Consider the following 16956-nt stretch of genomic DNA (forward strand, 5'->3'; position numbering starts at 1 on the left):
CGTGTGCGGCTCGCCGCCCTGTGCGCGGTGGCGGGCCTCGTGCTGCTGGCCGCCGCCAGGGCTCATGCCGACTGGCGCACGGACCTGTCCATCAAGGAGACGCCCAATGATGTCCTGGACATCTGGGCGCCTGGGAACTTCTCGCTGGGGTTCGTCGGGACGAGCGAGGCCGGGGCCTACCTGTTCCTGGATGGAGGCTTCTCGCGCAGGATCAGCCAGGGCGGCTCGGCCGAGTCGGCCGGTACCTATTACCAACAGGCGGACGACTGCTTCATCTCGGTCAACAAGGACGGGCCCGGGTATCGTCTCTCCTCCAGGGCAGATGGAGGCACGTGTGGGGGCAGTCCTGGCCAGATCGTCAATGCCCAGAGCATCGTGCGGGTGAAGCACACGGCCGGTGGTGGAGCCGTGGTGCTGGCCAACGACTCGTCCGGACCCCATGTCTATCTGTCGAATACCAGCATCTACGATGCTGCCCCTTTCGGCTCGGAGACGGGGACTTCGGACACCATCACCGGGTCCATGGGGTTGGGACGGGTGGGCAGCACGATCCATGCGCTTCTTGGTACCCACTTCAACACCTCCAGCGTCTATTGGGTCCGCAGCGGGGTGAGCGAACTACAGGCCCCGAGCGATGCACTGGGCATCGTGCAGGCGATCGATGTGTTCGCCGCCGGGAGTCCGGCGTCTCCCTACGCTGTCGTGGGAGCACAGAATGGATTCCTCCAGGGCTCGCAGGGGAGCAGCAACCCGATCCAATCGGTCCAGAGACTCCCCGCGGGACTGGGCGTGGACAGCGTGTCCATGAACGTGGAGGCCGGGAGTGATGCGGGAACCGGGTTCGGCATGGCCATCGTGTCGAGGCCGGACGGCACGGGGCTCGCGGTGATGAGCCCGGTGCCCATGCTCGCCGACACACAGGCGGGGACTCTCTGGAAATTCAGGCCTCTTCCGGCGGGAGTCGCGACGGCTCCGCTGAAGCTGGTCGCTTGCACGGGCGCGAGCTACTGCGTCTTCACCGCGGCTCGCAACAATGGGGGCAACATCTTCATCTACACCAATGACGCGGGCCCGGAGATCTCGGTGAGCGCTCCGGGGGCGCTCGTGGTGGATGAGCCGATGGATGCCTCGGTGGTGCTCAATGAAGGCAGTCCGCCCGTGATGGTCACCCTCGCGGCGAACGATCTGGATGACGATCCGGTGCTGGTGACAGCCTCTCCCCTGAGCGCGGACACACCGCTGTGGAAGGTGGGGGCGGCCGATGGAGGACCAGGGGACCCCGTGGTGGTGACGGTCACTCCAGGCTCCGTCTGCCAGAGCCAGGAGAAGGCGGGCTCCTTCCGTGTCCAGGCCTCGGATGGTCTGGCCCAGCACGATGCCCACAAGGACATCCAGGTGTACGTGAAGCATACGCTGGCTCCGGCCATGCCCCCGGTGGTGTTCCCCGATGGAGGCGTGGTTCCCAGCGGCACGGTCGTGGGCGTGGTGCCCGCGGGGACCTCTGCTTTGACGCTGCGGGTGCTCGGTGGAGACACGACGGCCGCGGGCTGCGCCATCCAGAAGCGATGGGAGCCCCGGTTCTCGGGCGCGAATGTGCCGTCGCTGGTTCAGGGGGATGGTGGCACCGCGGTGATCACACCTCCGCGTGTCTTCTGTGAGGCGGGTGGCGGGGACTTCGATGTCCGGCTCCTGGTGGAAGATGAGGGAGGCCTCTCCAGCTTCAAGGACTTCACGGTGCGCGTGGCGCCCTGGGGCTCGCCGAACGCGGTCTTCAGCCCGGACACGGGTGTGGAGCACGTGAGCGCCGGACAGTCGCTGGTGCTCGGGCCCAACACTCCGAGCCACGACTGCGCGGGCAGTCCCTCCTTCCCTGGGGTGGTGCCCATGTGGAACGTGTCGCAGGTGGACGGGGGCGTGCCCGGTGGTGGCATCACGTTCCGGGATGGGATTGGCGGGCCGCCCATCGAGAGCTTCCCAGCTCCCGCGTCGAGGCTCGTGGTGGAGACGCAGCACTGCCTCGAGACCCAGTTGCGCGTCACCAGCGTCAACCACCTGGGGTCCGCCGGTGGGCCCGCCGGCCCGCCCTCGGAGCGTCAGGTGATGATCCAGACCGACATGCAGCCGTTCGACGCGGGGGTGCTCTCGCTCGAACTCGACGCGCGCCCGCCGCCCCTCGACGAGCTGTACGTGGGGGTGACCTCGAATCTCAACTGCGGTGCGGAGCGGGGTCTGCATGCCGACCTGTTGCTCGAGCCCGTGGGCGGAGGTGGGCCGTCGCAGTCGGCGACGGTGGACATGAACGGCGGGTGGCGGTTCCCGTTGGGAGTGGGCTGCCAGGGAGGGCACTTCCAGTTGAAGGCCTCGATGGCGGAAGGCTCGGGCCTGCGCACCCCCGAGACGACGACGGACGTGGTGCTGCCGCGGCTGTCCGCGGGGTTGGAGTCGCTGCCGGAGGAGTCGGTGCTGGTGGCTCGCTGCGGCGAGGGCGCGCGTGCCACGCTGACCCAGACCTTCCCACAGGGCGCCTGTCCGACCTCGGCTGTCACCTGGTCGCAGGTGGAGGGTCCGCCGCTGGAGCAGGCTTCGCTGTCCGGTGGCACGGTGTCTCTGGTGACGCAAGACACCGGGCTCGACGCGTTGGTGGGCAGAGCCGTGGTGGTCCGGGTGACGGCGGACGCGGGGGCGGGGGACGTGGCCTCGCTCGAGCATACGCTGCCCATCACCGTGGAGCCCTTCGTGAAGGTGCGCCGCCGCGCCGAGGTACCGGCCGCCTCGGAGACGGGGTTCGTCGGCGTTTCCGTGGACCTGCTCAACACCACCGCGTGCGGCGTGAGCGATGTGAGCTACGTGGAGCGTCTGGAGGGGCTCACGTACGTGGAGGGCAGCGCGAAGTTCAATGGCCAGCCCGTGACAGCCACCTGGGCAGACGGCGCTCTCTCCGTGACCGGTCTGTCCCTGGAGGGTGATGGCGGCGGGACGCTCACCTACGTGGCGCGCCCGCACCTGGTGGGCGAGCGTCGCATGGAGGGCGAGGCCCGGCTGCGGGACGTGCCCATCTCCATCCGCGACGATGCCGGGCCCCAGGTGCCGGATTCCGGGTGTGGCTGCACCAGCTCGAGTCCGGGTCCGGTGCTGTTTGCTCTCGGTGCGTTGGTGGCGGCCGTGCGCCGCCGTCGCCGGTGAGGGTGGGGCGGCCGCGTCCTACAGGCCGAAGCTGATGCGGCTGCGGCTGGCCGGTTCGTCGCGCCGCTCCTCCAGCACGCCGATGAGCTCCAGCCCCCGGAGCGTGGCGAGCACGCCGCGCTCGGGGAGCTCCGTGAGGGTGAGCAGATCCTCCACCGTCTTGCTGCCGTCCGTGTAGGCCAGCAGCAGCGCTTGCGGCCCCTTCAGCTTCAGCTCGTGCAGGGCATAGGGCGGCGCCGCGGTGGGAAAGAGCCGGCGCGAGCGGGACATCCGTGTGCGCAGGGACTCCAGCGGCTCGGAGCGGAGGATGCCCTCGAGGATGAGATCCCCGGGGAACACCGACAGCTTCACCAGGCCCGCCTGCGGTGGGCGCTTGGGACTGAAGCCGTAGGCGCCCTCGGTCCACGAGAAGGTGGACCAGAGCAGCTCCTTCACCTGCTCCTCGATGAGCTGCGGGTGCCGCCGCGCGTCCAGGATGCCCAGGCGCATCATCGCCTCACTGGAGCGGAGGTTCTGCTCGCGGGCGAGTGTGGCCACCTCTTGCAGCCTCGCCTCCGGCAGCACGCCGCGGCGCACGCAGAAGCGGACGAAGCGCTCGTGGGCGAGGTTGGAGGCCGCGTAGACCGGCCGGCCGGCCTCGAAATAGACGACCTTCTGGACAGAGCCCTGCCGGAGCTTGAGCTCTCCGCTGTGGCGCGCCTCGTAGTAGGCGTTGAGCAGCCGGGGAACGCTGGTGTTCTTCAGGTCTCCCGAGAGCGACCATTCAGGCGGGGGACGGCGGCCAGCGCCAGAGTGGGCCGGCTTGGTCCACACCTTCTCGCGCTCGCCGAAGGGCAGGGCGAGTCCGGGCTCGGGCTCCGGGGTCTCGGGAGTGTCCGTGGCGGAGTCGGTCCGTGCTGGCTCCGCCCCGAGCGCATCCTGTGCCGCGTGCTCCTCGGAAGAGGCCTCGGGGACGGGTGCCTGCTCGAGCGACCCGAGCGCTTCCAGCGCCGCGTGCTCTTCGGATGCCGCATGCTCCTCGGGTGTCGCGGGCTCCTCGGAAGGTGCTGCGGGGAGCGAGGTCTCCTCGAGCGCTCCGAGCGCCTCCTGCATCGCCTGCTCTTCGGAGGGGGCCTCCTCCGGTGCAGGTGGCTCCTCCTCGGCCGACTCGAGCTCATCCAACGCTCCGAGCTCCTCGAGGTCCTCCGTCTTGAGGGTGACGGGGGTCCCGCGGGCGGCGGTGATCTCCTGGTCGGCCGGGACGCTGTCCTGCGGGAGGGTCGCGGTCTCGTCCACGCTGGGCTGGGGGGCCAGGTGGGCCATGTCCGGCGGGAGCTCGATGGGCTCCGGTTCGCTCGGGGCGGGTGCCTGGGTGGCCGGGATCGCCGCTTGCTCGGAGGCCTCGGCCATCGTCGCGGCGGGGGGCGGGGGCTCGGCCCCCATCGGGTCCTCGACCTCTTCGACGACCGCGAGCCCCTGCACGACGGGGGTGTGCTCTTCCGGAGGCGGGTTGAAGACGGGCTCGTCCTCATGGGCGGTGAAACCCGGCTCGTCCTCGGCCGAGGTGAAGACGGGCTCGTCGTCCATGTCCAGCAGCGCGGCGTCCTCGAAGACCACCACCTCCTCGGCCTCGTCGCCGGCCGTGGGAAGGGGGCGGGTCAGGCCGCAGAGCTGCTCGACAGCCTCCAGGAGCTGCAGCAGCTCGAAGGGCTTCTCGAAGAAGGCGCGTGCGCCGTGGACCTCGGTGGCCTCGCGGGCGAAGCGGTCTCCCTTGAAGACACCGCTGACGGCGACGGCGGGGATGGCGTGGTCCCGGAGCGCGGAGAGCACGGCGCTGCCCCGCATGTCGGGCAACAGCAGGTCCACCACCGCGGCGTGGAAGGCGGCCGGGTGCAGGAGGGCGAGCGCGGCCTCGCCGGTGTGGACGGCTGTGGCCTCATGGCCGCGGCTCTCCGCCGCGGCGACCATGAGGGAAGCCAGTTCAGGGTGGTCCTCGACGATGAGCAGTCGCGCCATGGGGGGTGGGCACCATACCATTCCGATCATGGACGTTCAGGGCTTCCACCACTTGGCCATCCAGGTTCGTGATGTTGAGAAGGTCACCGCTTTCTACCGGGAGGTGCTCGGCTTGTCTGAGCTCAAAAGGCACTACCGGCCCGACGGCTCGCTCCGCAGTGTCTGGGTCGGGGTACCGGGCGGGGGCTTTCTCGCCCTGGAAGAGGTGACGGGCGAGCCGGAGCCAGGCCCCTTCCGGAACGAGCGGCCGGGCCTCTTCCTGCTGGCCTTGCGCATCTCCCCGGCCGAGCGGGCCCGGGCGGTGGAGACCTTCGCCCGGGCGGGAGTACCCCTGGAGCACGAGACGAAGTGGACGGTGTATGTCCGGGACCCCGAGGGGAACCGGGTGGCGCTCAGTCATCATCCGGAGGACCCGGTGTCCTGAGGCGGGCAGGCATGCCTTGCGGAAGGCGGCGGGGGACGGCTACAAGCCTCAGCCGTCATGCGCCTGGGCGAACTGCTCCTTCAGGAAAACCTCATTACCCCCGAGGCGCTGGAGGAAGCGCTCGAATCGCAGGTCGTCCATGGCGGGCGGCTCGGGACGAACCTCGTCGAGCTGGGGCTGCTGTCCGAGCAGGACCTGGCGCGGGTGCTGGGCAAGCAGCACAACGTCGCCTCCGCCTCGGGCGAGATGATTCCGGACCCACGCGCGCTGGAGCTGGTGGACCTCAGCCAGGCGGATGAGAAGGACTTCCTGCCGATGCGCGTGGATGCCACGCGGATGAGCGTGGCGGTCATCAACCCCGAGGACATCCAGACGCTGGACGCGCTGGCCTTCAAGACGGGCAAGCGCGTGGTGCCGGTGGTCATCCCCGAGTTCCGGATGAACCAGCTCCAGCGGCGCTACGCCAAGGCATTCCGGGCGATGCGGGCCATCGACATGAACGCCGTGCGGCCCACGCGCGCGCAGCAGGAGGCGGAGAAGGCGGCCACGAAGGGCGAGGACCTGATGAGCGAGGAGGAGTTCCAATCGCTCTACGCCCAGGCCCTCACCGGAGGGGGCACGCCCGTGGGCGCGGAGCCGGTGCTGGATCTCGTGGAGATGGTGGCGGAGGAGGAGGTTCCGGCCCCGATCGTGGAGGGGTACGTGCCCGAGGTGCCGGTGCCTCCCGTGGCTCCGCCTCCCGTGGCGCCCCCCCCTGTGTCCCACGCCGAGCTGCTCCTGCCCGAGGAACAGCTCCTGGAGGAGGCCCCCATCATCCTCGAGCCCGAGGTGCCCGCCGTGCCACCGGCGCCTCCGCCGCGGATTCCTCCCGTGGCGCCACCTCCCGCGGTGGCTCCCGTACGTCCTCGTCCGCAGGTACCGGTGGTCCGGGTGGCGCCGGAGCCACTGTCCACTCCGCTCACCTTCGCCGAGGCGCAGGCCGAGCTGTCGCGCAGCTCGGACCGCGAGCAGGTGGCCACCACGGTGCTGCGCTTCGCGATGAGCAAGTGGAAGCGCACCCTGCTGCTGAGCGTGCAGGGCAGCCTGGTGACGGGCTGGCGCGGCATGGGGCAGGGGGTCCGCGAGTCCGCGGTGAAGCGCATCGGCATTGGCCTGCAGGGGCCGAGCACCTTCCGCCTGGTGCGCGACACGCGCTCGCACTACGTGGGGCCGGTGCGCCGGGAGGCGGCGTCGGGCCTCTTCTACAAGCTGCTGGGCGGGGACTACCCGACGACGGCCGTCATCCTCCCGCTGCTGGTGCGCGGGAAGCTGGTGCACATGCTGTACGTGGACAACGGGCCCGGCCAGCTCACCCCGCCTGACGTGGGCGAACTGCTCATCCTCTCGCAGAGCGTGGGCCGCTCGTACGAGGCGATGATCCGGCGCCGCAAGGGAGCGTGAGCCGCCGCGGCCCGAGGCCGCTCACAGGCGCAGGCCGACGAAGAGCTGCACGTTGAAGCCGCTCAGGCTCCAGGTGGACTGGCTGTCGGAGAGCGTCACACGGCCAGCCCGGGCGGTGTAGGTGTACTCGCCGGCCGAATAGCGCAGGCGGCCTTCGGCGCCGACGAAGAGATTGTCCCGGAAGAAGTACTTGCCGCCGGCGCCCAGGCCCAGGGAGGGGCCCACGTCGCTGCCCTGGTAGTCGAAGTCCGTGCCGGAGCCGGCGTCGGTGCCGGTTACGCGGGTGGTGGTGACGGTGACGCCCCCGAGCACCAGCCCGTACAGGTCCAGCTTCTGGAGACCAGGCGAGTTGCCCGGGAGCAGGTGGTAGCTGACGCGGGCGTTGGGTGAATAGAACAGGTGGCTGAAGGCATACCCGGTGGCCAGGTTGAGCGCGATGCACGGGCTGACACAGGCACCGGTCTCGAACTCACCGCCGACCGCGAGCACGCCAGGGCCGGCCTTCAGCACCCCCACGTCGACGCCCACGCCCACGTTGATGAACGCCAGGATGACGTCCGCGTTGAGCATCACTCGCGCGTCGATGTCACCCGGGCCCTGCAGGCGGCTGCCCGGGGGCGCAGCGGACTCTTCCTGGTTCTCCGTCGCGGGCCTTTGCGGCTCCTGGGCCCGCGCGGACGTCGCCGCCAGCAGCGCGCCCAGGCACACCATCGCGAGTCTTGCGTGCATCTTCTCCCCCCTCCTGCTTCACGGATTCTCGTAGGCCACGTCGAACGTCACCCGCTGGCGTGCCTCCAGCCGGAAGGACTTCTCCCAGCGGGCCTTGCCGGTGGTGACGACGAGCTGGTGCTCGCCCTCGTACAGAGAGAGCTTCGGTCCCGCCTTGCGTCCGTTGAGGAAGATGCGGGAGCCCGCCGGTGCTCGTACCTGGACGATGCCCTTACCCAGGAGGATGCGCTGCTTCGTCGTCCCCTGGGGGCGGACGGTGATGGCGCGGGTGGTCCGCACGCCCTTGGCCGGGTTTCTCAGCTCCAGCGTGTACGGGCCGGGCGCGAGCGGCACCGCCAGGGGCGTACGTCCGAGCCGCTTGCCATCGAGCGACACCTCCACCGGTGGCATGACGAAGAGCTGGAGCCGGGTGGTCACCGCGGCGCTCTGGGGCTCGGGCGTCTGTGTGCTCTCGGAGGCGGAAGGGACCGCGGGGGCCGAGCCCGAGGCGGGCACCACCGAGCCTGCTGGCCCGGACGGAGTGGGTCCACCCGCGACGGCCACGGCCGGAGCCGCGCCCTGGGCCGAGGGTGTGCCCGCGTCTCCCGCCAGCGTGGACGGCGCGGTGGCGAGCGTCGCCGTGGTCCCCGCCTCTCCCTGTACGGGCTGCGCGGAGGCCGGGGAGGTGGCACCCGTGTCTCCGGGGGCGGCCAGGGCAGGCCCCTGGGTCTTCGCCGGAGCCGAGAGCGCGACGGGAGGAGCCGCGTTGGATGCGGTGGCCGGGTCGGCCTGCTGGCGCCCCTTCCACAGGAAGAAGCCACCGGCGGCGGCCGCCACGGCCAGTGTTCCGACGAGGAGCGGGACGCGCGAGCGTCGCTTCGGAGGCACGGGCTCGTCGTCGTCCACCTCGGCGCGTTTCCGGGGCGGCTCCTCGCGGACGGGCGCTGGACGGGCCTCCGGTCCGAGCGGCGGTGTCACGGGCTCCTCGCTCAGGGACGGTGCGCGGGGCTCCTCTCGAGCGGCCAGGGGGCGGGCCACACCGGGGAGGGTATGGCGGCCGGTGATCTCCAGGACCGAGTCGACGGCGTTCGCATCATCCTCGTCGAAGGGGATGTCCTTGAAGGCGACTTCCTCCTCGATGGTGTCAATCGCCACGAGCGGGGTGAGGGGGCGGACACTGCCCGAGGGACGCGTGGGCGTGGCGGGAGGTGGAGGCTCGGCGACGGGCGCGGAGGTGGGCTGCGCGGCCGGCAGTCCTGAGAGCGAGGCGCGGCGGGTCATGTCCGCCAGGCCGATCTCCAGCATCTGGCGCCGGGTGGCGCGGGCGTCGCGGTCGACCGGGAAGAGCTGGGCGAGGAACTCGGAGAAGGTTTCGGCGGAGGGGAGCCCCTCGATGGCGGCCACCACGGCCTCGCGGAACTCGAGGACGGTGGCATAGCGCTCGTTGGCGCGCTTGGCGGCGGCGCGGCGCACTACCTCGGCGAGCGGGCGCGGGATGTCGGCGGGCAGGGGCGGGAGCTGCCGGGTGAGGACGGCCTGGTCGGAGTCCGGCGCATCCTGGAAGGGCATGCGCCCCGTGAGGCACTCATGCAGTAGCAGGCCCAGGAGGAACACGTCGGTGCGGGCGGTGACGGCCTCGCGGCCGCCCATGAGCTGCTCGGGGGCGCTGTAGTTGCGGCGGTTGCGCACGCGCCGGCCATTGCGCTCGCGCGGGGCGACGTTCAGGGCCCCATAGCCCGTCACCTTGCACACGCCGTTGAAGGAGACCATCACCGTCTCCGGGCGCAGGTCTCCGTGGACGAGCGGGGTGCCGTCGTCGTTGCCAGCCATGTGCGCGTAGTGGACGCCCATGGCCACGTCCGAGACGATCAGCGCGGCGAAGGCGGGGGGGATGCGCGGGCGGACCTCCAGCACGCGGCGCAGCGACTCCCCATCGGCGAACTCGGTGACGCGGGCGAGCCCGGCATCCAGGGACACCATCCCGTGGACGCGCAGGATGTTGGGGTGCTCCAGCACGGCGGCGCGCTGCGTCTCGCGCTCGAGCTGGGCAGAGAGCTCCGAGTCCCTGGCGACCTCGGGAGGCGCCCACACCAGCACCACCGGACGGGGAGCGGCACCCGCCTCGAGCGCCAGCCCGAGGAAGGCGCGAGAGCCCTCACCCGACAGGAGGGGTCCGAGCGGATGGTAACGAACCTGACTCATTGGAGCCCCATGCTAGAGGCCCCGGCCCGACGACCGCTAGAGCCCCTTTCTTAGAAAGGAAGGGTGACGTGGTACCCGTAGCGCCCGCGCCGCACGAGCAGCAACACGCTGCGTGTCCCTCGGGCGGACAGGAGCGCTTCCTGGAAGGAGGCGGGCTCGGCCACGGGCTGGTTGTTGAGGCGCAGGATGAGGTCCCCGGGCTCCAGCCCCACCTCATCGGCCGCGGACCCGGGGCGCACCGATTGGACGGCCATGGCGCCACGGGTCGGCTTGACCCTCAGTCCCAGCCGGTTCCACAGGAGCGCCTCCACGAGCTGGGGTGGGAACTCGACGGGCGTCACCTGGACGGCGCGTTGACCGCCCTCGCGGAAGATGACGAGCGGGAAGGCGGCGCGGGCGGGGTAGCCGCGGGCGCGGGTGACGTAGTCCTCGGCGTCGGAGATGCGCGAGCCGCCCATCTCGGCCAGCACGTCGCCGCGGCGCACGCCGGCCTGCTCGGCGGGGCTGCCCGGCTCCACGTCGCTGACGACGACGCCGTAGGTGCGGTCCCACCCGAGCTGCCGGGCGAGCCGAGACGACAGCTCCTGCACCTCGATGCCCACCCAGGCCGGGCGCACCTTTCCGAAGCGGGTGAGCTCCTCCATGATGCGGCGCACCTTGTCCGCGGGGATGGCGAAGCCGATGCCCTGGGCGCTGGCGAAGATGGCGGTGTTGATGCCGATGACGTCGCCGTCCACGTTGAGCAGCGGCCCACCCGAGTTGCCCGGGTTGATGGCCGCGTCCGTCTGGATGAAGTCGTTGTAGGTGCGTCCGTCCGCCTTGAAGGTGCGGCCGGTGGCGCTCACCACGCCCGACGTCACCGTCTTGCTCAGGCCGAAGGGGCTGCCGATGGCGACCACCGTCTCGCCGATCATCAGGTCCGAGCTGGTCCCCAACTTCGCCGCCGGCAGTGGCTGCTTGGAGCTCACCTTGAGCACGGCCACGTCGTTGTTGGCGTCGCTGCCGATGACGTCCGCCTCCAGCTCGCGCCCGTCGGCCAGGATGATGTGGATGGCCGAGGCACCGCGAATGACGTGATCATTGGTGATGATGACGCCGCTGGGGTCGACGATGACGCCACTGCCCAGGCTCTGCGTGCGTTGGGTCTGGGGGGGCGTGCCGAAGAAGTCCTCCATGATGGAGCGGCGGCCGCGGAAGGGCGACTCCGCCTCCTGCTCGGTGCCGATGAAGACGACGGCGGGGGAGACCTTCTGGACCACCTCGACGATCTCATTGCGCCGCCTGGCCATGTCGGCGCGGGCGCTGGTGCCGCTGGTGAACGCCAGCAACGCCGCGAGCATCAATCCCCACCTGGGTGCCTGGGTCTTCACGTCAAGTCCTCCGTTTGCGCAGTTGCAATGTCGGGTGCGTGACGCCTTGAATGTCGGGAACTCCGCAACAGCCACGACATTCCCGTGGATGCCACTGGACGTTCACGTACCGGGTTGAATGGAATAAGCCCATGAGTCTCGTCCTCGTAGCGGACGATGAGCCCGCAGTGCTCGAGGTGCTGAGTCAGGTGGTCGAGGACCTGGGGCACGATGTGATCCAGGCCCGTGATGGCGAGGAAGCGTGGAATCTCGCGCGGGCTCGCCGGCCGAACCTGGTGGTCACGGACCACATGATGCCGCGCCTGAGCGGGCTGGACCTGTGCCGCAGGCTGCGCGGCGATGAGGTTCTCGGCCACGTGCCCATCATCCTGTTGAGCGCCGTGCTCCCACATGGTGCGCCAGAAGCCCACGCCTTTCTGCACAAGCCTTTTGAGATCACCGACTTCGAGGCGCTGATCCGCAATGCGCTGACGGCGGCGCCGCGGCCCAAGCCGCTGGAGGGCGCGTCGGTGGCGGAGGCGCTGGGCGACTGGGTGGCGCGGGGCTTCGAGGGGCCGCTGTCGGCGGCGCGCGCCGAGGTGGTGCGGCTGCGGATGGAGGGGATGGCGGACCGGGGGATGTTGGAGTCGCTCGGGGCGCACCTGAAGACGCTGGAGGGCCTGACGCGGGACTTCCAGGAGGCGGCACACCTGGCGGCGCGGGCGGTGACGCTGCGCCTGGGGGTGGAGGACCTGGGGGCACACGTGCGCCAGGCGCTGGACACGTGGAAGCAGCGGCTGCCCGAGGTGGAGTGGACGCTGGCGCTGCCGGCCGGTCCGGTGGAGCTGCGGCTGGATCCGGAGCGGATGCACCGGGTGCTGGACAAGCTGCTGGGCCAGGCGGGGCAGCACGGAGGCGAGGTGCGGGTGGAGATGGAGTCCACGCCCTCGATGGTGACGGTACGGGTGAAGGATCGGGGGCCGGGCCTCTCGGACGAGGAGCAGCAGCACATCTTCGATCCCTTCCGGGCGGGAGGGCCGGGAGGCGCGCTGGGGCTCTACATCGCGTCGGAGCTGTCGCGGCTGCATGGCGGCGGGCTGTCGGTGGAGTCGAAGAAGGGGCAGGGCACGACGTTCAGTGTGATCCTGCCCCGGGGCTGAGGCGCTACTTGCGCTGCTCGGACTTCAGCATCCAGCCGATCATCTTGTAGAGCAGCCGGGCGCCCACGTTCCCATCCCACTCGCCGCCCTCGGGATCCGGCGCCACCTCGGTGAGGTCGAACCCGACGATGGTGCGGCCGGAGCGGACGACGCCGGAGATGAGCGCGACGGCCTCGGGGAAGGAGAGCCCACCGGGGACGGGCGTGCCCGTGTGGGGGCACAGCACGGGATCCAACCCGTCGATGTCGAAGGACAGGTAGACGTGCTGGGGGAGGCCCTTGACGATCTCATCCACCTGGCGGTTCCAGGGGATGCCGTCGAAGCGCTTGTGGTTGATGTCCGAGTCGAAGAAGGCGCGGACGCGGCCGTTGGAGGACTCGATGTAGCGGTGCTCGTCCTCGCTCATGTCGCGGATGGCGACCTGGACGAGCGACTTCACGCCCGGGATGCGCTCGGCCACGTTGTACATGATGGAGGCGTGGGACCAGGTGAAGCCCTCGTAGGCGACGCGCAGGTCCGCGTGGGCATCCAGATGGAGGACGCCGAGCCCCGGGTACTTCTCGGCATGGGCGCGGATGATGCCGAAGGAGATGGAGTGATCGCCGCCGACGGCGGCCACGCGCTTGCCCTTGTCGAGCCACTCCTTGGCCGTGCGGTAGACGGCGTCATGGAGCTGCTCGCAGAGCTGGTTGACCTCGGTGGAGGCGGCCTGGAGCTCGGGGTTGGAGGGATCGACACCGCCGGCCTCGATGATGGGGGCGGCGCGCTCCTTGGCGCGGGTGTTCCAGGCGCGCCACTGCTCGGGCTCGGGGAGCATGGAGATGCCGCGCTCGTAGGGGCGGCCGGTCTCCACGTCGAAGAGGTCGACCTGCCGGCTGGCTTCGAGGATGGCGGAGGGGCCCTCCGAGGTGCCACCGCCGTAGCTGGTGGTGGCCTCGAAGGGGATAGGGATGAGGACGACGTGGGCCTCGTCGGGGGAGTGGGGGAGGCCGAAGATGCCGGAGCCGGGGGCCGCGGCGGCGCTGGGGTCGAAGGCGGCAGACATGGTGGCGGCGGAGGATAAGGATCCGTGCGCGGCAAGCAACGATCCTCTTCGCCTCGTTGGAGGCTCCTCGGGGAGGAGCTCGAACGCCCGTGCGCTGAACGGCCTGGCGATGGCCTGCCGGGATCCAGGATGGGGGTGGGTGGGCACCCGGGTTTCAGGAGGAATGCCTGGGTGTCCGTGTCCGGCCCTCCACCCTGCCGGGCCGGGACGGCTCGTGCCTTCTTGCACGGACGCCCGAACCCCGGCATGGATTGCTTCAGATGATTGCCCGCCTGCCTACCCCCGCCGTGCCGAGCCACCGTCTCTCCGTCGCGCCCATGATGGACTGGACGGATCGCCACGACCGCTACTTCCTGCGCCTCATCTCCAGGCGCACGCGGCTCTACACCGAGATGGTCACCATCGGTGCCATCCTGCACGGGGACAAGGCCCGGCACCTCGACTTCTCCAAGGAGGAGCACCCGATCGCGCTGCAGCTCGGGGGGAGTGATCCGGAGCAGCTCGCCGAGTGCGCCCGTATCGCGGAGCAGTGGGGATATGACGAGGTGAACCTGAACGTCGGCTGCCCCTCGGATCGGGTGCAGAACGGCATGTTCGGCGCGTGCCTGATGGCGAAGCCGGACCTCGTGGCCCGCTGTGTCGAGGCGATGCGCGGCGCGACCCGCCTGCCCGTCACGGTCAAGCACCGGCTCGGCATCGACGATCTCGACTCGTACGAGCTGCTGACGCACTTCGTGCGGACGATCCACGGGGCGGGCTGTGACACCTTCATCGTGCACGCGCGCAAGGCCTTGCTGCAGGGGCTCAGCCCCAAGGAGAACCGCGAGATTCCTCCATTGCGCTACGAGGTCGTGCGGCAGCTCAAGACGGACTATCCCCACCTGACCGTCGTGCTCAACGGAGGTGTGAAGTCCCTGGGGGAGACGCTCGCGCACCTGGAGTGGGCTGACGGCGTCATGATCGGCCGCGAGGCGTACCAGAACCCCTACATGCTCGCCCTGGCGGACGCTCGGGTATTCGGCGAGGAGCGCCCGGCGCCCACCCGGCGTCAGGTGGTGGATGCCCTGCTGCCGTATGTCGAGGACATGCTGTCGCACGGCATGCACCTGTCGCGCATCACGCGCCACATCCTGGGGCTCTTCGCCGGTCAGCCGGGAGCGCGAGGCTGGAGGCGGGTGCTGAGTGAGCGGGCGTGCCGGGCCGGAGCGGGGATGGAGGTGCTCCGGGATGCGCTCGCGCAGGTGCCGGAGCGCGTCCTGGACGAGCCGGCCGAGCCCGTCACCGCGCCCGAGTCCATCGCGGTGTGAGCCCCGCGCTCAGGTCGTCTCCCGAGGTCCCTCGGTGACGGCATCCCCGACGGCGTACAGTCGCAGCCAGCCACGGTCTCGAAGGAAACGCTGGAGGGGACCCCTCAGTGCGGCTCGGAGCCGGCGTTTCCCCTCCGGGGAGTGGGTCTCGTGCGCGGGCAGGCTCAGGAGCTCACCGAGCAGTGCATCGGCGGGTGATGCGCCTTCCGGCACCAGTCGCAGCACGAGGGTGTGAGCCTCGTCCCCGGAGGGCTCCGCCATGCTGCGCGCTTCGTCGGAGGGGGGAGGCTGAGCGATCGCCCGGACCCGCTCGGCGGACGCCATGCCGTTGAAGAGGGCCGCGGCCTGCTCGGCGACACCTTCCTGGGCGCAGTGGAAGACGACCGTCCAGGGCCGTGGGGGCTTCGACTCTGGCACCAGGAGCCAGCGGAAGAGGCACACCGCGAGCGCCGCGCCCAGGAACTGGGCGGCGAGGAGCGACTCGACGTCGAGCGGATGCACGGCGCCCACGCGGGAGCTGACCGCGCGAGCGAGGATCAGCGCCGGGTTGGCCAGGGAGCGCGAGTCGGTGAACCACACGGTGGCGGCCACATAGCCGGCGACGGCGAGCGGCGTGGCGGACGGCCGGGTGCGCACGCAGCCGCGCGCCACGATGAGCAACCCGAAGGTGGAGACAAGCTCCGTGAGGAACTGCGCCGAGCTGGCCGCGGGAGCGCGCGTGGCGATGAGCAGGGGCTCGCCGCACATGAGGTGCGCCACCAGGCGTCCCGCCAGTCCTCCGAAGAGCTGGGCGAGCACATAGCGGGGCACGTCGCGCCAGGGCGTGCCGTCCTCGAGCGCATCGGCGAAGGTGAGGGCCGGGTTGAAGTGCGCACCGGAGAGGGGCTGGAGCACCAGCGTGAGGCACGCCAGGACGGCGCCGGCCGCCAGGGACATGAAGAGCCGGCCGTCGGTGGTGCTCACGCCCAGATGGTCGGCGCCATGGTGTGCCCCCTCGAGGGCCACCACCAGCAGTCCACATCCGAGTGCCTCGACCACGAGGCGCCGGGACCTGTTCGGGCGCCCCGCGTTCGGCGCCGCGGGGGCCTGGATCGCAGTGGCCATGGCGTGGCCCTCCGGTCAAGGGTGGAAGGAGGACGGTACGCCTCACGCGCGCACGCGTCAAAGCCCGGGGAAACTCAGGCGACGAGGTACGTGACGAGGGTGAAGTAGGTGAAGAGGGTGACGTTGTCGGAGATGGCGAGCACGAGGGGGGCCGAGGCCAGGTGGGGGTCCACGCGGAAGCGGTGGAAGAGGAAGGGGAGCACCGCGCCGAGGCTGGCGGCGAGCGAGGTGGAGACGGTGATGGCGACGAAGAGGACGAAGGGGAAGGCGAGGTGGGGGGAGTAGATGCGTCCGAGGAAGGCCACCACCACGGCGGCCATCACCCCGGCCAGACAGGTGCCGAGCACCTCGCGGCGCATCTGGGGCGCGTCCACGCGCTGGTCCGCGAGCATGGACGAGGCCACGGCGGTGGTCTGCACCCCGAGGCTCTCGGAGAGGACGAGCACCATGGGGATGAAGGCGGCGACGACGACGAGCCGCTCCACGGTCTGCTCGAAGAGGCGGGACACGGTAGCGGCGAGGAAGCCCCCGCCGATGTTGACGAGCAGCCAGGGGAAGCGCCGCAGGGCCATGTGGAGCGGGCGCGTCTCCTTCATCTCGTCCTCGGGGAGGCCGACGAAGCGGAACACCTCGTCGCGCACGCGTCCCTCCACCTCGTCGTAGAGGGTGTCGGAGAAGGTGTCGAAGAAGTTGCCCACCTCCACCACGCCGACGATGAGGCCCTCGGTGTCCACCACGGGGAAGGCGAGGAAGCGGTAGGTGACGAAGAAGTCCTCCACCAGCGAGTCCGGCGCGTTCGCGGGCAGCTTCACCACGCGGGTGAACATGAGCGAGGAGATGCGCTCGTCGGGGGCGGCGCGGATGAGCTTGCGGATGGGCACCACGCCCACCAGGCGGCCGGCCGGGTCGCAGGCGTAGCAGTAGAAGATCTCATTGGTGCCGGGGGTGCCGCGGATCTTCTCGAGGGCCTGGGCAACGGTGTCCTCGGCGCCCACGGAGACGAAGTCGCGCGAGAGCCTGTCACTGCGCAGCAACGAAT

The 16956-nt window shown here is 70.4% G+C and carries 12 protein-coding genes; 5 read left to right on the top strand and 7 right to left on the bottom strand.

Annotation, left to right across the window (positions count from 1 at the left end):
- The first annotated feature begins 3 nt into the window (after nucleotides 1-3).
- Complete coding sequence (locus DAT35_RS00530) at nucleotides 4-3183, top strand: MYXO-CTERM sorting domain-containing protein (protein ID WP_158501495.1); 3180 nt, start codon at nucleotides 4-6, stop codon at nucleotides 3181-3183.
- Nucleotides 3184-3201: 18 nt separating this feature from the next.
- Here DAT35_RS00530 and DAT35_RS60445 read toward each other — a convergent pair whose 3' ends face one another.
- Nucleotides 3202-5178, bottom strand: coding sequence for a DUF4388 domain-containing protein (locus tag DAT35_RS60445; protein ID WP_233261231.1), 1977 nt, complete (start codon nucleotides 5176-5178; stop codon nucleotides 3202-3204).
- 28 nt (nucleotides 5179-5206) lie between these two features.
- Here DAT35_RS60445 and DAT35_RS00545 point away from each other — a divergent pair, with 28 nt between their 5' ends.
- Nucleotides 5207-5602, top strand: a complete 396-nt coding sequence (locus DAT35_RS00545) for a VOC family protein (RefSeq protein ID WP_199242761.1) — start codon at nucleotides 5207-5209, stop codon at nucleotides 5600-5602.
- 57 nt (nucleotides 5603-5659) lie between these two features.
- Nucleotides 5660-7042 carry a general secretion pathway protein GspE gene (locus DAT35_RS00550; RefSeq protein ID WP_108064895.1) on the top strand — a complete coding sequence of 461 codons (1383 nt, stop codon included), beginning with the start codon at nucleotides 5660-5662 and terminating at the stop codon, nucleotides 7040-7042.
- 21 nt (nucleotides 7043-7063) lie between these two features.
- Here the strand turns inward: DAT35_RS00550 and DAT35_RS58735 are convergent, their stop codons facing one another.
- Genes DAT35_RS58735 through DAT35_RS00565 form a run of 3 tightly spaced genes read right to left on the bottom strand, consistent with a single transcriptional unit; the run spans nucleotide 7064 to nucleotide 11292 of the window.
- Nucleotides 7064-7771 (bottom strand): hypothetical protein, encoded by a 708-nt coding sequence (locus DAT35_RS58735; RefSeq protein ID WP_158501496.1) that lies wholly within the window; start codon nucleotides 7769-7771, stop codon nucleotides 7064-7066.
- 18 nt (nucleotides 7772-7789) lie between these two features.
- Nucleotides 7790-9952, bottom strand: a complete 2163-nt coding sequence (locus DAT35_RS00560) for a serine/threonine-protein kinase (protein WP_108064897.1) — start codon at nucleotides 9950-9952, stop codon at nucleotides 7790-7792.
- Between the two features lie 50 nt (nucleotides 9953-10002).
- A complete protein-coding gene (locus DAT35_RS00565) occupies nucleotides 10003-11292 on the bottom strand; it encodes a trypsin-like peptidase domain-containing protein (protein ID WP_108064898.1) in 1290 nt (429 codons plus the stop codon).
- Nucleotides 11293-11453: 161 nt separating this feature from the next.
- Between DAT35_RS00565 and DAT35_RS00570 the strand changes: the two genes are divergently transcribed.
- Complete coding sequence (locus tag DAT35_RS00570) at nucleotides 11454-12461, top strand: ATP-binding protein (protein WP_108064899.1); 1008 nt, start codon at nucleotides 11454-11456, stop codon at nucleotides 12459-12461.
- Nucleotides 12462-12465: 4 nt separating this feature from the next.
- On the opposite strand, the gene DAT35_RS00575 is transcribed toward DAT35_RS00570, so the two are convergent.
- Nucleotides 12466-13506 (bottom strand): agmatinase family protein, encoded by a 1041-nt coding sequence (locus DAT35_RS00575; RefSeq protein WP_108064900.1) that lies wholly within the window; start codon nucleotides 13504-13506, stop codon nucleotides 12466-12468.
- Nucleotides 13507-13766: 260 nt separating this feature from the next.
- On the opposite strand from DAT35_RS00575, the gene dusA reads away from it, so the two are divergent.
- Entirely contained in the window at nucleotides 13767-14813 is a 1047-nt protein-coding gene (gene dusA / locus DAT35_RS00580; RefSeq protein WP_108064901.1) for a tRNA dihydrouridine(20/20a) synthase DusA, read from the top strand.
- A 9-nt stretch (nucleotides 14814-14822) separates the two neighbouring features.
- Here dusA and DAT35_RS00585 read toward each other — a convergent pair whose 3' ends face one another.
- Together DAT35_RS00585 and DAT35_RS00590 are read right to left on the bottom strand one after the other, a co-directional pair.
- Nucleotides 14823-15917, bottom strand: coding sequence for an aquaporin (locus DAT35_RS00585; protein ID WP_108064902.1), 1095 nt, complete (start codon nucleotides 15915-15917; stop codon nucleotides 14823-14825).
- 74 nt (nucleotides 15918-15991) lie between these two features.
- Nucleotides 15992-16951: a magnesium transporter gene (locus DAT35_RS00590; RefSeq protein WP_233261232.1), complete on the bottom strand. Its 960-nt coding sequence runs from the start codon at nucleotides 16949-16951 to the stop codon at nucleotides 15992-15994.
- Nucleotides 16952-16956 lie beyond the last annotated feature (5 nt).

The sequence above is a fragment of the Vitiosangium sp. GDMCC 1.1324 genome (assembly GCF_003044305.1).
Classification (GTDB): Bacteria; Myxococcota; Myxococcia; order Myxococcales; family Myxococcaceae; genus Archangium.

Excerpts from the sequence above, each read along its gene's own strand:
- DAT35_RS60445 (WP_233261231.1), bottom strand. The coding sequence starts at position 5,178 with ATGGCGCGACTGCTCATCGTCGAGGACCACCCTGAACTGGCTTCCCTC.
- DAT35_RS00550 (WP_108064895.1), top strand. The coding sequence starts at position 5,660 with ATGCGCCTGGGCGAACTGCTCCTTCAGGAAAACCTCATTACCCCCGAG.
- DAT35_RS00585 (WP_108064902.1), bottom strand. The coding sequence starts at position 15,917 with ATGGCCACTGCGATCCAGGCCCCCGCGGCGCCGAACGCGGGGCGCCCG.
- DAT35_RS00560 (WP_108064897.1), bottom strand. The coding sequence starts at position 9,952 with ATGAGTCAGGTTCGTTACCATCCGCTCGGACCCCTCCTGTCGGGTGAG.
- DAT35_RS00545 (WP_199242761.1), top strand. The coding sequence starts at position 5,207 with ATGGACGTTCAGGGCTTCCACCACTTGGCCATCCAGGTTCGTGATGTT.
- DAT35_RS58735 (WP_158501496.1), bottom strand. The coding sequence starts at position 7,771 with ATGCACGCAAGACTCGCGATGGTGTGCCTGGGCGCGCTGCTGGCGGCG.
- dusA (WP_108064901.1), top strand. The coding sequence starts at position 13,767 with ATGATTGCCCGCCTGCCTACCCCCGCCGTGCCGAGCCACCGTCTCTCC.
- DAT35_RS00570 (WP_108064899.1), top strand. The coding sequence starts at position 11,454 with ATGAGTCTCGTCCTCGTAGCGGACGATGAGCCCGCAGTGCTCGAGGTG.
- DAT35_RS00565 (WP_108064898.1), bottom strand. The coding sequence starts at position 11,292 with ATGCTCGCGGCGTTGCTGGCGTTCACCAGCGGCACCAGCGCCCGCGCC.
- DAT35_RS00575 (WP_108064900.1), bottom strand. The coding sequence starts at position 13,506 with ATGTCTGCCGCCTTCGACCCCAGCGCCGCCGCGGCCCCCGGCTCCGGC.